The organism is Streptococcus equi subsp. zooepidemicus (assembly GCF_015689395.1).
In the GTDB taxonomy this organism is placed as follows: Bacteria; Bacillota; Bacilli; order Lactobacillales; family Streptococcaceae; genus Streptococcus; species Streptococcus equi.
The window spans coordinates 449,830-465,306 of record NZ_CP065054.1 but is presented as its reverse complement, the minus strand read 5'-3'; the positions used below and the strand labels follow the sequence as shown (position 1 = coordinate 465,306).

Annotated in this window: 15 protein-coding genes; all 15 read right to left on the bottom strand. The window is 44.3% G+C overall.

Features of this window, described 5'->3' with window-relative positions; all coding sequences use genetic code 11:
• Positions 1-7 precede the first annotated feature (7 nt).
• The 15 genes from hrcA to I2432_RS02235 all read right to left on the bottom strand — a co-directional run bounded on the left by hrcA (position 8) and on the right by I2432_RS02235 (position 15,401).
• Positions 8-1,042 (bottom strand): heat-inducible transcriptional repressor HrcA, encoded by a 1,035-nt coding sequence (hrcA, locus tag I2432_RS02305; RefSeq protein ID WP_206156404.1) that lies wholly within the window; start codon positions 1,040-1,042, stop codon positions 8-10.
• Positions 1,043-1,491: 449 nt separating this feature from the next.
• Positions 1,492-2,064 (bottom strand): glucosaminidase domain-containing protein, encoded by a 573-nt coding sequence (locus tag I2432_RS02300; protein WP_206156405.1) that lies wholly within the window; start codon positions 2,062-2,064, stop codon positions 1,492-1,494.
• The gene (locus I2432_RS02295) at positions 2,061-2,804 is read right to left on the bottom strand and encodes a M15 family metallopeptidase (protein ID WP_043040136.1); all 744 of its coding nucleotides are present in this window, start codon (positions 2,802-2,804) and stop codon (positions 2,061-2,063) included. The genes I2432_RS02300 and I2432_RS02295 overlap by 4 nt, the downstream gene beginning before the upstream one ends.
• On the bottom strand, positions 2,794-3,501 hold the full coding sequence (locus I2432_RS02290) for a histidine phosphatase family protein (protein WP_012678458.1): 708 nt from the start codon (positions 3,499-3,501) through the stop codon (positions 2,794-2,796). The genes I2432_RS02295 and I2432_RS02290 overlap by 11 nt, the downstream gene beginning before the upstream one ends.
• A 74-nt stretch (positions 3,502-3,575) precedes the next feature.
• Positions 3,576-4,913 carry a PFL family protein gene (locus I2432_RS02285; RefSeq protein ID WP_206156406.1) on the bottom strand — a complete coding sequence of 446 codons (1,338 nt, stop codon included), beginning with the start codon at positions 4,911-4,913 and terminating at the stop codon, positions 3,576-3,578.
• Positions 4,914-4,927: 14 nt separating this feature from the next.
• Complete coding sequence (locus tag I2432_RS02280; protein WP_014622356.1) at positions 4,928-5,194, bottom strand: ACT domain-containing protein; 267 nt, start codon at positions 5,192-5,194, stop codon at positions 4,928-4,930.
• 264 nt (positions 5,195-5,458) lie between these two features.
• Complete coding sequence (locus I2432_RS02275) at positions 5,459-6,682, bottom strand: KxYKxGKxW signal peptide domain-containing protein (protein WP_206156407.1); 1,224 nt, start codon at positions 6,680-6,682, stop codon at positions 5,459-5,461.
• A 220-nt stretch (positions 6,683-6,902) separates the two neighbouring features.
• Positions 6,903-7,142 carry a GlsB/YeaQ/YmgE family stress response membrane protein gene (locus I2432_RS02270; protein ID WP_014622354.1) on the bottom strand — a complete coding sequence of 80 codons (240 nt, stop codon included), beginning with the start codon at positions 7,140-7,142 and terminating at the stop codon, positions 6,903-6,905.
• Positions 7,143-7,192: 50 nt separating this feature from the next.
• Positions 7,193-8,137, bottom strand: a complete 945-nt coding sequence (locus I2432_RS02265; RefSeq protein WP_206156408.1) for a DMT family transporter — start codon at positions 8,135-8,137, stop codon at positions 7,193-7,195.
• A gap of 228 nt (positions 8,138-8,365) precedes the next feature.
• On the bottom strand, positions 8,366-9,805 hold the full coding sequence (gene gatB / locus I2432_RS02260) for an Asp-tRNA(Asn)/Glu-tRNA(Gln) amidotransferase subunit GatB (RefSeq protein WP_165622797.1): 1,440 nt from the start codon (positions 9,803-9,805) through the stop codon (positions 8,366-8,368).
• The gene (gatA, locus tag I2432_RS02255; protein WP_206158972.1) at positions 9,805-11,271 is read right to left on the bottom strand and encodes an Asp-tRNA(Asn)/Glu-tRNA(Gln) amidotransferase subunit GatA; all 1,467 of its coding nucleotides are present in this window, start codon (positions 11,269-11,271) and stop codon (positions 9,805-9,807) included. The genes gatB and gatA overlap by 1 nt, the downstream gene beginning before the upstream one ends.
• Positions 11,271-11,573 (bottom strand): Asp-tRNA(Asn)/Glu-tRNA(Gln) amidotransferase subunit GatC, encoded by a 303-nt coding sequence (gene gatC / locus I2432_RS02250; protein WP_043052757.1) that lies wholly within the window; start codon positions 11,571-11,573, stop codon positions 11,271-11,273. Before gatC ends, gatA begins: the two co-directional genes overlap by 1 nt.
• A gap of 474 nt (positions 11,574-12,047) precedes the next feature.
• A complete protein-coding gene (locus I2432_RS02245; RefSeq protein WP_206156410.1) occupies positions 12,048-12,605 on the bottom strand; it encodes a cysteine hydrolase family protein in 558 nt (185 codons plus the stop codon).
• Between the two features lie 627 nt (positions 12,606-13,232).
• Complete coding sequence (gene codY / locus I2432_RS02240; protein ID WP_012678467.1) at positions 13,233-14,015, bottom strand: GTP-sensing pleiotropic transcriptional regulator CodY; 783 nt, start codon at positions 14,013-14,015, stop codon at positions 13,233-13,235.
• Between the two features lie 171 nt (positions 14,016-14,186).
• Entirely contained in the window at positions 14,187-15,401 is a 1,215-nt protein-coding gene (locus tag I2432_RS02235) for a pyridoxal phosphate-dependent aminotransferase (RefSeq protein WP_037580165.1), read from the bottom strand.
• Positions 15,402-15,477: the final 76 nt, after the last annotated feature.

Genomic DNA, 15,477 nt, shown 5'->3' with positions numbered 1-15,477 from the left:
TAAGGCCTTAGTGAACCTCATAATGGTTGCTGTTTAAGTAACGGTAATAATCTCTTAGCTTCACAGCCAGCAGCTGACCAATCACATTAATCAAGCTAACGCTACGACGATAATCCATATCAACCGGCCCAATTAAGCTTAACAGGCCAAATCCTCTGTATGGAATTAAAAACTTGTAGGTCAGCAAGGTCACGTTTGCTAGGGCTGACTCACTGCTGTCAGCAACCTGAACCGTTGCCATCTCTTCCTCTGATAGACTCTGTCTGATGGATAGGGCTAAGCGCTGCTCCTCATCAAGAAACTGATAGGTCGCAAGGCCAGCATAATCAAGAGCAGCAACCTTGCCAGAGACAAAAATCGTTTCTCGAAAAAGCCCAACAAAGATATAGTCAAACAAATCCAAAACATTGTCCGTCACCGTAAAATACTTCTGAACAATCTGAGGGATTTCTGTTCGCAGCTTGTAATGAACAGTCATGACATCTTTGCCAAGTAAGCGATCAGCAACAATGCCCTTAAGCACCAGCAAATCACGATTCATAAAATTCTTAGGAATGGCAAACTGTACGGTCAACGGCTTGGACTCATCTAAGGTCAAAACTGCCAAGGCATCATGACTAGATAGCTGAACAATATCAAAGCCTGTCAGCCTTTGCCTTGCAGGCTCAACATCTAAAATCGCCGCCGTATAGCCGGTCGTATCCGATAGCATCTGGCTGGCTCTTAGCAAAACGTCCTCCAGCTTAAAGGCCTCAAAATCAAAGGCCTTGACCAGCTGATAAAGGTCCTGCTCATCAATGCTGCCAAGATTAAGAGAATGCTCTACAAAATATTTAAAGCCTGCCGCACTTGGCATGCGCCCACTTGATGTGTGAGCCTTCTCCAGCAATCCTAGTTTTTCAAGCTTTGCCATGTCATTTCTAATAGTGGCACTACTAGAAGCAATAAGTGACTGCAAAGCCTTAGAGCCAACTGGTTCATGGGTCTGTGTAAATAAATCTACAATAAGATTCAAAATATTAGATTGTCTCTCTGTGATCACAAACCAATCACTCCCTTTCTGTTAGCACTCTATACATTGGACTGCTAATTTATAGTTCTATTATATCCTTTTAAACTAGCATGTCAAGAAAAAAACTCAAAAAATTAGCACTCTTTTTTTAGAGTGCTAATTTTTATAAAACATTGACAGTGTTGCCTTTGACATTATGCTTGAAAGAAGTAATAGAGAGCCACTTACTACCTCTCAGACTGGTATTGGCTTCTCCCGACTCGCTAGCTAAAAGGAGCGCTAAGCTGTAAGGGGGATTAGCTTAACTGCCTGAAGCCTTAAGGCCTAACAATCAAGCCTTTAGTAGAGTAGGATAAATCAGGCTGCGTGCTCACAGCTCCTACTCTTAAGGCTTACATCTTCAAGCTGATACAAAGTTGCAATACCTACTAAAGCAAATACCTGAGCTTACCAGTTGTTTCGGTGTCTTTTTCATCTCCTCAATCATCATAGCTTGTCAAACCTCTTACTTCAATCAGCTGCACAAGCCTTTGGGCATAGTCTTTATCATCAGAATAGCGATAGGTCTGCAGACTTTTAGCAGGTTTTTTATACCCTTTTTCAGTTGCTAGGCTTTGGTAAAGCTTTTTCTCCTCGCCTGTGCCTTGACTAAGCCATGATAAGTAAGCTCTGATAGAGTCCTCTCTGTCCCGATAGATAGCATAGACTGTCTTGTGCTTTGAAGCTGCTTGCTTCTTGAGGCTAATGGAAGCCTGCCCTGGAGCTGGCTGCAGTGAAAAAAGGTTGTGGTATTTGGCCGCCAACAGGGTTCTGCCATAATTGGTTTCTAAAATAATCTGACCAACCAAAATAGAAGGACGAATGCCATAGTTTTTGGCCAATGGCTTGACCTCCTTAGCAACCAACTGGATAAATTGCTTCTCTGTATAGGGAACAGGCATTTCTTGACTGGCCGATGTGCCTTTGGCATTGAACAACAAGGGACCAATCAAAGCCACCATAATGAACACTAAAAACACTAGAAAATAGGAAAATTTAAGTCGTTTTCTCATTTTTTCTCCTTCAATCGTGTTAGGTATTCTTCCAGGCTGAGGCTATGAGCGGTAATGTATTGGGCAGAGGCTTTACCAACATAGCGATAATGCCAGTCCTCATACTCAATCCCTGTGCTAGTCTGCTTCCCTTTTGGATAGCGCAAAATAAAACCAAATTGTGGAGCTATTTTTTGAATCTCCTGTGCCACCTTAGGATCACTAGCGTTTAAGTTATCTACTGTGCTCATATCAATGGCTAGACCAGTCTGATGTTCACTAGTGCCTGCTGGCTGGGCATATTTCCGAACCAAGGCTTCAGCTGCCTCTTGGGTCAGGCTAGGATCATTTGCCAGCTCTTGGGCAATATAAGACTGATAAAGCTCTTCTTGCTGGACAACCGAACGATAACCAGCAATCAAGTGCTCCTGAGGTTCAATCGTCTGCGCCGCTGCTAGAAAATCAGCCGTCTCCTGCTCAATGCGCTTATCAATAGGAATCCCATTAATCTCAACCAACTCAGGACTCATTTCCTCTTGAGGGTGATCGCGATTGACAAGGACCAGCTGCCAGTCCGTAGTTGATACCTTTGGCAGATCAGTAGTCTTTTTAGCCTGCTTAGCTGCCTTTGGGGCAGGTACTGTTTGATTGGCCTTGGGGCCTACAGCCTGTTTTTCAGGCTTGATAAAGAGGTAAACCCCTGATAAAAACAACAGGACGACCAAGGCCTGTAAAAGGACTCTTATAGTGTTATTCTTCATCTCTTATTGACTCAATTATCTCACGACCACGATAGCGGTAGCTCATATCTCCAATCGTTTTGATGGTAAACTGCCCATTCTCATATTCCACAACAGTGACGCTTCCATTGTCAATGTATTGCTTTTCCCTATCTGGGTCAATTAGCCACATAAAGGTACCGATGGTCATGCCATGACTAACCACGATAGCATTGCCACCTCCTGCATTTTCAACAGCAAGCGCGATAGCCTCAAAGCCCTCATAGATACGCTTGCTCAATACCTCCCAGGGCTCTGCCCAGTTAGCAGTATCAACCTCGACAATACTCTCTGCTAATTCTGAATAAGGCACATCACGCAGATTGTCACGATTTTCAAAGGCCTTTGTTCTAGGAAGAACACCTAAAAACAGCTCAGAATCATAAGCCCCATCCAGGCTACCAAAGCACCACTCACGAATCCGCTTATCTCTAGTGTAGGGTAAAAACTCATTGTCAGACTCTCGTAGAATAATCTCCATTGTCTGCATGGTACGACCTGAATCACTCGAAAAAGCAGCCTTGAATGGAATACCAGCAGCCTTCAAACCAAGTCCCAATTCACGAATGCCTTCTTCTCCTGCCTTTGTCAAGGGGGTATCACTCCAGCCCTGTGCACGACCAATGGTATTGAACATCGTCTTGCCATGTCTGGCAATGTATAATCTTGTTTTTGTCATAATGAACCTCCAAAGTCTCTCTGCTATTATAGCATTAAAAGAAAACACTTGCAAAACCATGCAAGTGCTAGCAGTTAATTCTTAAAGCTATGGATAGGTGCAGGGATCTGCCCACCACGCGCGATAAACTCAAGAGACGAATGTGGGTTGACAGGCATGACTGGGGCTGTACCTAAAAGGCCACCAAAAGCAATCATATCACCCTCTTTACCCTTTGGAATAATACGAACAGCTGTTGTCTTTTGGTTAATCACCCCGATAGCTGCCTCATCAGCAATCATAGCTGCGATGGTTTCAGATGGTGTCTCTTCTGGGATCGCAATCATATCCAAGCCAACTGAGCAAATGGCAGTCATGGCTTCCAGCTTTTCAAGATTAAGCGAGCCTCCCTGCACTGCTGCAATCATGCCCTCGTCCTCTGATACAGGGATAAAGGCACCTGACAACCCGCCCACTCGGTTGCAAGCCATAACACCACCCTTTTTGACTGCGTCATTAAGTAAAGCTAGGGCAGCAGTTGTGCCATGTGTACCAACCATTTCAAGTCCCATCTCCTCTAAGACACGTGCCACAGAGTCACCAACTGCTGGAGTGGGAGCTAGCGACAGATCCACAACACCAAAGCCCACACCTAGCCGCTCACTTGCCATCTGTCCCACTAGCTGACCGATACGCGTGATTTTAAAGGCCGTTTTTTTGACTGTCTCGGCTAGAACGTCAAAGCTTTCACCACGAACCTTTTCCAAGGCTCTTTTGACCACACCAGGTCCTGAAACACCAACGTTAATCACCGTATCCGCCTCACCGACACCATGAAAGGCTCCTGCCATAAAAGGATTGTCCTCAACAGCATTAGCAAAGACTACTAGCTTTGCTGCCCCCATTTCAGAAGCCTTGGCGGTTTCCTTGATGATACGCCCCATATCTGCAACTGCTGTCATATTAATACCAGACCTTGTTGATCCAACATTAACCGAAGCGCAGACCTTCTGTGTTTGAGCCAAAGCCTGAGGAATAGACTCAATCAAAATCTTATCACCCTTTTGATAGCCTTTTTGCACAAGAGCTGAAAAGCCACCGATAAAGTCAACTCCGATATCACAGGCAGCCTGATCCAGAGCTTTTGCAAGCGGCAGGTAGTCTTCTGCGTCTGTTGCCGCCCCAATAAGGGCTATCGGAGTTACAGAGACACGCTTATTAACAATGGGAATACCTAGTTCTGCTGCAATGTCATCACCAATCGCCACAAGATTGGCTGCCTTTGTCGTAATCTTTTGGTAAATCTTAGCGGCAGCTCTATCAATATCCGAATCAATACAATCCAGCAAGGAAATCCCCATCGTAATGGTACGAATATCAAAATGCTGCTCCTCAATCATCTCAACCGTTTCACGAACCTGTCTAATATCCATAATGGTCAAGCTCCTTATATGTTGTGCATAGCATCAAAAATCGCTGCGCTTTGAATATTAATCGTCACCTGCAATTGCTTTCCATAAGCCTGAAGCACCTCACGCAAATGGGCAAAATCCTGCTTTTCACTGCTTGAGACAATGGCCATCATGGTAAAATAATCATCTAAAACGGTCTGTGAAATGTCATCAATATTTAACCCTAATGCAGCAATTTGTCCTGAAACACCTGCGACAATCCCTTGATTGTCCTTACCAACAACTGTAATGATAGCTTTCATGGCACACCTCCTCAATATGTGTTATATTTTATCACAAACAAAAAGAGAAAGCTATCAGAGATAAGAGGTCTGGTAGCCCCTTGCAAAAATAGAACAATGGGTACCAGAAAAAAGAGTTTGTTATCCAATTGATACCGTTTATTAATATTTAGACTTTATAATATAATAGCAGCTAATAAAAGATAAGACGTTTGAAGCTGCCAAAAAAGCTGGGCCTAAAAGGATACCAGCTTTTTTGTAGGTTAATTAAGGGATAGCAGAAGATTAGTCGGGATTGTAAGAATAGCCGTATCCTCTCTTACCATCTCTATCAGCTAGACCATCTAAATAGCCATTTCCATAATTATCATTATACCCTTGACTATAGTCATTATATTCCTTTGGACTAGACTCATCAAACCGCTTAGGATAATCTCCTTTGTGCTTTTTGCCACCATATCCATCCTCATAGCCAACTCGGTAACCATCACGACGACCATGATTGTAGGGGTGTTCGTCTTTAAGTTTTGGTGATTCATCATTTTCTCCGCTTAAGCCTTTACCGTCTAAATCTTCCTTTGGCTTATTCTCTCCATCTAATCCTTTTAAAGGATTTTTACGATTATTTCCTTCTAAATTCGGAGTTGATGGTGGACCAGCCTCGCCTCGTTCGCCTTGCTCTGGTTCCTTCTGATTTTCACCATTCAAGCCTGGAAGCGAAGGACGACCTTGATTATTACCACTCAACCCTGAAAGTGGGGGACCGGCTTCACCTCGTTCGCCTTGCTCTGGTTCCTTCTGATTCTCGCCATTCAAGCCTGGAAGCGAAGGACGGCCTTGATTATTACCACTCAACCCTGAAAGTGGGGGACCAGCCTCACCTCGTTCACCTTGCTCCGGTTCCTTCTGATTTTCACCATTCAAGCCTTTTTCTGGCAGCTTGGGACTATTGCCCTGAGGCTTTGGTTGAGGCTGCGGGCTAGAATTATCCTTACCTAGATCTAAGTGCTGTGGCTTTCCTTGTGGCTGATGGTGATGACCTGAACCAGAGCTGTTACCTCCTCTCAGCCCCAGTGGCTGGGAAGGCCCTTGATTAGGACTAGCCTGAGGCTCTGAGGCCTGTCCACTACTATTTCCTTGGCTGTTCACACTGAGAGACTGAGGTTGATTCCCATGATGACCTGAGCTCTTTGCTGTCGGCTGGGACGGGCTAGTAGCCTGATGCTGATGATTAGTAGGCTGATCTGAAGGCTTAGGCTGCAAGTTATCCTTTTTCGGTGGCCGACTGACCATTGAATCTGATGAGCTCTTGTGCGACTTATCGTCATCTCCAATCGAGCTGACTGGCTGCTCCTTTGGCCTCGCTTGATGGGATGAGCCACCAAGACTTCCTAATAAACCTCCAAAGACAAGTGCAGCTCCCAGCAGCAAGCTGGTCACCACTGCACCGGCAAATAGCCATTGTTTTTTGGACTTCCATGTGCGAAAACGTCCTTCTGTTTTTCTCATACTTTTTTAACTCTCTCCATATTTTTTGGTAAAAATACCAAGAAATAGTATATATATATATATATATATATATATATATTGTCAAGACTTTATCATATTTCTTTTAAATTTTTATCATCTGATATATTCGATTGTTTTTACAAATCTGATAACCAAAAAATCCTCGTATCATACTGATACAAGGATTTTTATATATTTGAACGTCACAAGTACTCCTGGCTTATTGTTTTTTGCCAAAGAGCGCTGAAGCAACAATTATCACAATAGCTGCTCCTAGAATTGAAGGGAAAACAGCCATTCCTGCCAGCTGAATACCCCAGTCGCCAAACAGCTTTTGACCAACTGCAGAGCCTATCAAACCAGCAGCAGTCATTGTCAAACAGCCCATCGAATGGCTTTTTTCTGTTATCCTGCCTGCAATCATACCAATGATGGCACCAACAATTAATGACCAAATCATCGCAAATCTCCTTTGTTCTTTTTCTTATTATAGCACACCCTTGCTCTATATCAGTCAGATGATGGTAGTCGCTTGGGCTTAAGAGCTAGCTGCTTTTTTCTTTGAGCAAGCAGTAAGTCTCTCAGCGATATCACAAGCACTGCTATTAAAATCAATGCCATCCCTAACAGGTCAATAGGGTGAAAAGTCTCTTTCATCAGGATAATCGCAAAAAAGACTGAAGCAACCGGCTCAATTGAAGCCAGCAAGGTAGCCTTGATCGGCCCAATGATTGAAGCCCCCTTTAGAAAAAAGGTGTAGGCAAAAATTGTCCCAATACCGATAATGCCAAACAGGGCCCGTAGATTCCCATAAGTCATTGCCAATGGGTACTGCCATGCTCTTGTCAGGATCGGAAAAATCACTCCTCCCATCAGCATGGCAAGACCAACAATCAGCAAGCTCCCCCAGTCGGCAATCAGCTTAGCAGGCTTGATGACACAGTAAGCATAGGTCACCGCTGCAAAAAGCCCCCAGAAAAGTCCAATAGGATTGATTGCCAGATGGGAAAGATCACCATGACAGGCCATGATAACCGTTCCTAGGATCGCTAGGCAAATAGCACAGCTCTCTCCCACAGCCGGCAGGCGTCTTGATTTGAACGATAGGTAGACCAGCACCAAAATGGGGGAAAGGTATTGCAGGACTGTGGCTGTACCAGCATTAGAGTAACGAATAGCCAGCAAATAGGCATATTGATTCAGCGTGAGGCCAAATAGGCTATAAATCAATAGCTCTCTTAAAAGCCTTTTGTCCTTGAGCAGTCGGATAACAGCGTCTCGCTGTCGCATATAGGCCATACTTGATAGCACAAGCCCTGAAATAATGAGCCTTAGTGAGGTCAAGGCATTGATGCCGACCCCATGAGCAATTAAATATTGCCCTGACACCCCTGAGAGACCCCAGGCGATTCCGGCTAGTAAAATCATGGTACTGCCTTTTCCATTTCTTGACATATTATCTTCCTCTTTTTAATCCATGCCATGATAAGGCCACTCATAATACCTTGATAGCTCTAGCCTAGACTTCACCAAGCCTGCTTAACAGTCATTAACAACAGACCGATAAGCTACCTCTTACAGCTTCGGATAGCGAGGTATTATCACAGAATTGTCCTAAAGAGCCTACCATCATAAAGAGCCTGAAAACTCTGTTTCAGACTCAATGCCAGTCATAACGACTCCTTAATCCAGCAATTTTTGCAATTCTTTGGCTAACAATTGCTGAGCTATCTGTGGGTTGGCTTGCCCCTTTGTGGCCTTCATCAGAAAACCAGTAAAGGCCTTATCAGCATTACGCTTGCCTGATTTGAAATCTGCCACAGCAGCCTCATTGTCAGCAAACACCTGATGAATGATTGGAATCAAGACAGCTGGGTCTGAAATTTGAACCAGACCTGCTTTTTCCACATAAGCACGCGCTGAGCCGCCATACTTTGCCAAATGAACAAAGACCTTCTTAGCTATTTTTGATGAAATCGTGCCATCAGCGATGATCGCAATCATTTCCACAAGGCTATCTGGTGTCAAGGCAAGCTGATTAATCGTCTTGCCCTCAGCATTTAAGAACTGAGCCACCTCACCCTGTAGCCAATTGGACACTTGCTTTGCGTCACCACCAAGTGCCACAGCCTGCTCAAAGAAATCAGATAAAGCCTTTGTTGCTGTCAGCTGACCTGCATCGTAGGCTGATAAACCGAGCTCATTGATATAGCTTGCTCGACGCTCTGCTGGAAATCTTGGGAGCTCTGCACGCATATCCTCAATCCATGCGTCATCAATCTCAAACAAGGGCAAATCTGGCTCTGGGAAATAGCGATAATCTGCTGCCCCCTCCTTGACACGCATGAGAATCGTTCCCTTACTTGCCTCGTCATAACGACGTGTCTCCTGACGAATAACACCGCCAGAGCGTAGGATTTTGGCTTGACGCTCTACCTCAAACTCAAGCCCCTTACGCACATTGCTAAATGAGTTCAGGTTTTTCAATTCTGTTTTTGTACCAAAGGCCTCTTGTCCGTATGGTCGCAAGGAGATATTGGCGTCCACACGCATGGACCCCTCTTCCATCTTAACATCAGAAATACCAGTATACTGAATGATTTCCTTTAGGGCAGTCAGGTAAGCATAGGCCTCCTCTGGAGAGCGCATGTCAGCCTCTGAGACGATCTCAATCAAGGGCACTCCCTGACGATTGAGGTCAACATAGGAATAGCCATCTGTACCATGCGTATTTTTGCCGGCATCCTCTTCTAGGTGAGCACGTTCAATACGGATTTTCTTGGTTGAGCCGTCCTCAAGAGTAATGTCAATCCAGCCGTTGTAGCCAATCGGCTCATCAAACTGTGAAATCTGATAGGCCTTGGGATTATCTGGGTAGAAATAATTCTTACGGTCAAAATGCATGTGCTGATGAATAGACATGTTAAGAGCAAGTGCTGCTTTGATTCCCGCATCAATGACTCCCTTGTTCATCACTGGGAGGACACCTGGGAAAGACCAGTCAATCACATTAGTGCTGGCGTTGGGATCCTCTCCAAAATGAGCTGATGAAGGCGAGAAAATCTTAGAATTGGTATTCAACTCAACATGGACCTCAAGTCCAATAATGGTTTCAAAATTCATTAGCTGTCACCTCCAAAAATCATAGGCTGCTGCTTGTGGTAGTCAGTAGTCGCTTCAAAGGCTGCCGCTGCCTGATAGATGACCTCTTCACTATATTTTGGACCGATCAATTGAAGCCCGACAGGCAAGCCATCTGCAAAGCCTGCTGGAATAGAGATCGCAGGCAAACCTGCTAGATTCACCGGAATGGTCAAAAGATCAGCCAAATACATAGCAACAGGATCATGATTCAGCGTATCAAGCTCAAAGGCTGCTGTCGGTGCTGTTGGTCCCAAAATCAAGTCATAATCAGCAAAAACCTTCTCAAAATCTTGAATGATCAAGGTACGCACCTGACCAGCCTTTTTGAAATAAGCATCGTAATAGCCTGATGATAAGCTAAAGGTACCCAGCATGATACGACGCTTGACCTCATCACCAAAGCCCTGACTACGCGTCTTGACATAGATGTCCTCAAGGCTCTTGGCATCATCAGCACGAAAGCCATAGCGAATCCCATCAAAGCGCTGTAGGTTTGACGAGGCCTCAGATGAAGCGATGATATAATAGACAGCCACCCCATACTTGCTATGCGGCAGGCTGACCTCCTCAATAATAGCTCCCAGCTTCTCAAAATGCTTAGCAGCAGCTAAAACCGTCTCTTTAATCTTAGGATCAATGCCTTCGCCTAGATATTCTTTAGGTAGTGCAATTTTCATGCCCTTGATATCTTGGCCAATTTTACTGGTATAGTCAGCAATCTGCACAGGTGCAGAGGTTGAGTCCTTACGATCACTCCCTGCTATGACAGTCAGCAGCTGAGCATTTTCTCTGACCGTTGGCGCAAAAGGCCCTATCTGATCCAGCGAGCTGCCAAAGGCAATCAAGCCATAGCGAGAAACAGCCCCGTAGGTTGGCTTCAGCCCGACAACACCATTAAAGGCTGCTGGCTGACGAATAGAGCCTCCAGTATCTGAGCCAAGGGATAAGCGAACCTGACCTGAAGCTACTGCTGTTGCAGAGCCACCCGATGAGCCTCCAGGAACCCTGCTATGATCCCAAGCGTTTTTGGTTTTCTTGAAATAAGACGTTTCTGTTGAGCCACCCATAGCAAACTCGTCCATGTTGGTCTTACCGATGATAATCATATCCTTATCATAGGCATTAGCTACTGCTGTCGCATCAAAAATCGGCTCATAATTATAAAGCATCTTAGAGGCAGCAGTTGTCAGGATTCCCTTGGTTGAGATATTGTCCTTGACAGCTAGTGGTATTCCTGACATCACATTGTCAGGATCAATCCCCTTGGCATCAAGTGCCGCAGCCTGCTTCAAGGCTGCCTTCTCAGCAATGGTAATGAAAGAACCCACAGCCTCTTCACGCGCCTTGATATCCTCAAGGGTTGCTTTTGTTAGCTCAACTGCAGAAATGTCCTTTGCAACAAGAAGCTCATGTAATTCTTCTATAGTGTGATGATTAAAAGACATTAGGCATCTCCTCCATCATCAAGAATAGCTGGTACCTTGATGAAATGATTTTCTTTTTCAGGAACATTTTGAAACAGGAGCTTGCGATCCACTCCAGCCTCAGCGATATCAGCTCGCATGACATTTTTCTTGTCTGCCATTGTGGTGGTAATGGCAACACCTGTCGTATCCACTTCATTCAGCAATTCAACCATGTCAACGATTTTTGATAATGTTGTCGCAAACTCAGTTGTTTCACTTTCTGAAAAGGATAGCTTTGATAGGGCCGCAACGTGGCGGACCTCTTCTTCAGAAATTTTCATGAATTCTCCTATCCAAGGTAAAGCAGACCATCATCAGCCACAAAGGCCTTGCTGTTTCAAACGCTTGATAATAGCCTGAATAACCCAATTTTACATAGTCTTAACCATTATATCATAATTAGCTTTATTTACCATAGCGGACTGCTGGGATTTCACGTCAAATGCATGTGGCAACTGACGTTTTCTGATAACGTTTTTCATAAGCTCAACCTGCTTTTTTCAAGAACAGCCAGGCTATAACTAAACTGCATTTGAGCAATTGATGAGGTTAAAAGGGCAATGTGGCTAGAGCATAGCTACCTGCATTTTATTCACGTGTATGCGTAGCTGGGATTAGCGAAAAACTTAATAACAAAAAGCCTCCTAGCCAAGACCAAAAGATCTCACTAAGAAGCCCTTAAGATCAGCGCTGAGCCAAGCAGCAGCTAATACTGCCTTACTTGATTAGCCTATCCCAGCTGATCGAATGATCGCCTAAGAAAGCCGATCAAGAAGCTTTGCTCCTAGGACAGTCCTACAGTGGTTCAGCGCCCACTGGTGATTTTCTGTTGAATTGCTCGCCACTGCTGATGTGATAATCTCAAGCTTGTAGCCCAATTTATAGGCATCAATCGCTGTATGAAGGACACAAATATCCGTCAGCACACCTGTCAAGACCAGCGTCGTGACGCCACGCTCACGAAGACGAATATCCAAATCAGTCCCCGAAAAGGCAGAATAATGCCGCTTATCCAGCCAAAAGACCCGCTGATCTTGCTGGTATCTGGTATATACAGTCATCAAAGGACCATACAGGTCCCGACCCCTTGTCCCGATAATATTATGCGGTGGAAACAAGGCTGCCTCCGGATGAAAGCTATCTCCCTCCTCGTGGGCATCAATCGCAAAAAAGATATAGTAGCCGGCCTCGAAGGCAGCCTCAACAACGCTAGCCATCGCCTCTGAAATCACCTGAGCAGGTGCTCCTACCGTCAGGCTACCATCATCAGCTACAAAGTCATTCGTGTAATCAATAGAAATCAAGGCCTTCACAGCTTATCCCTCCCCAAAAAGCTTATGCTCTCTTAGCTGCATGACAGCAAGCCATAAGAACTAAGCCTGCTTTTAATATTCAGTATGATTAGACACTTATAGTTTACCACTAAACACGACAGCTGTCAAGACAGTAGATTGATTTATACACGATAAAGGCGAAAAACAGTTATTTCTGAACTATAGTATAGATTTAAGTAGACACTTTCAACGTTTTTTCTATATGAAAATAAGATATATTCCTGAAATAGCTGAACATTGAAATACAGAAAGCCTTATTTTCTTGCTAAAACTTTTTCATGCGTCTGTCATGTTCATCTCATGCTGAATCACAGCAAAAATACAAAAAATACCCCTCAAAAGCCAGCCAATGCTAGAACCTTTGAGGGGGCGCTATAATAATGTGTGAAGTCCTCCACAGCTGCTAAGAAACACCGATAAGCTATCCTAAAAACCAAGTCTAGCCCTTACCAAGCAGAGCCCTGACTGATTTGCGCTATAGACAGCAAGGCTTTGATCATAGCTAAACATAGTGTCAGAGCTTTCTCTACTTGCTCTGACTCATCACAGCTAGCAGAGCTAGAGGCAAGCCTTGGGCTTAGCAGACGATTGCCGACATCTGAGCTATTAAAATTCCTTTAGCTTGTCAAAGATACCTTCGTTAATCACCTTGAGATAGGTACCCTTCATTCCTAGAGAGCGACTCTCAATGATACCTGCACTCTCTAGCTTTCTAAGGGCATTAACAATGACAGATCGTGTGATTCCAATACGATCTGCAATCACTGAAGCGGTCAGGCGTCCTTCATTGCCATCTAGCTCACTAAGGATAGCTGCAACAGCCTTCATTTCAGAGTAAGATAGAGTGTTGATTGCCATATTAACAGCTGTCTGCTTACGAATGGTTTCTTCTAGGTTTTCTGTTTGAAGATTTAACAGCTGAATACCGACCACAGTGCTTGAGATTTCAACTAAAACAAGGTCATCATCACTGAATTCATTGTCGTTACGCCAGATGATCAAGGTACCTAAGCGCATGCCGCCACCATAGATAGGGGCAATCGTGGTTAAACCATCAGGATAGATATCCTTTGACTCAACAGGAAAAATCGTTAGTTCATTTTCCACAGAAAGGTTTGCTTCAGTGTCATAAACACGACTAGCTGCCTTGACATAAGCATCTGGGAACTGTCTTGTTTCAAAAAATTCCTCGACGCGGTCTGTGTTGGTCTTGTACTTCATCGCATAGCCAAGTAAGCTGCCACCACCATTGATGATACAAGCATTACAATCAATAATATCTGCTAAGCGTGAAGCCATCGTATTATATGGTAGCTCTGTTTCCAAGCTGTCTACAGAACGTTGCAAAATAGAAGTAATCTTACGAGTTTTTTCTAATAAATTTGGCATTTTTTCTTTTCCTTTTAATTATTTGCGTTACAATTATATCAAAGGACCCTAGCTTTTGCAAGGAATTATCAGAAAATTGGCTATTATACCTACAATTCGGATGAGGCCAGAGCCTTATTTTGCTGAAAAACAAAAAGGATCTCGCGATCCAATTTTTGTATGAGAATCATATTAGCGCTTGTATTGCTTGAGAACACGCGTGATCTTTTCTTGCACGTCAGCTAGCTCTTCTACTGTTGGCAGATAGACCACGCGAAAATGATCAGGCTCCTTCCAGTTGAAGCCACGCCCATGTACCAGCATGACCTTTTCTTGCTTCAAAAGCTGTAGGACAAATTCCTCGTCGTCATCAATGCGGTACATATTTCGATCAATTTTCGGAAACAAATAGAGGCCTGCCTTAGGCTTTACAGCTGATAGACCAGGAATGGCATTAATGGCCTGGTAAATGAAGTTACGTTGCTCAAAGATACGACCGCCAGGCAGTAAAAGCTCATCAACAGACTGACGTCCTCCTAAGGAGGTTTGCACTACCTGCTGCGCCAACACATTGGAGCACAAGCGCATATTTGCCAGCATGTTCAAGCCTTCAATGTAGCCTCTGACATGTCTTTTAGGACCTGACAAAACCATCCAGCCCACTCGAAAGCCGGCAATACGGTGTGATTTTGACAGCCCATTCATTGACACACAAAAAACATCAGGCGCAAGGCTGGCAATCGCAATATGCTCACCACCGTCCATGACCAAACGATCATAAATCTCATCTGCAAAAATGATGAGCTGATGCTCTCTGGCAATCGCAACAATCTCCTCTAAGACCTCTCTAGGGTAGAGAGCACCTGTTGGGTTATTAGGATTGATAATGACGATAGCCTTTGTACGCTCAGTGATCTTGGCTTTTATGTCAGCAATATCAGGATACCACTCAGCCTCTTCATCACACAGGTAATGCACCGCATGCCCACCACCTAGGCTGACACAGGCTGTCCAAAGGGGGTAATCAGGCATTGGCACCAGCACCTCATCACCATTATCCAGCAAGGCCTGAAGAGACATCGAAATCAGCTCTGAGACACCATTTCCCAAATAAATATCATCAATGTCAACATCAGGAAAGCCCTTTAGCTGACAATATTGCATGATGGCCTTACGGGCTGAAAAAATCCCCTTGCTATCAGAATAGCCCTCGCTAGAGCGAGCATTGAGGATCAAATCACGAATAACCTCATCCGGAGCCTCAAAGCCAAAGGCTGCCGGGTTACCTGTATTTAATCGAAGGATCTTTTCACCATTAGCTATCATACGATTAGCCTCGTCCAAGACTGGACCTCGAATATCGTAGGCTACGTGTTCTAATTTTGATGATTTTTCAATTATTTTCATAGTCTCATTACCTCGTAACCCATATTATAAACCAAAACAATTAAAATAGAAAGCACTTTTCTATTAGCTTAAAGAG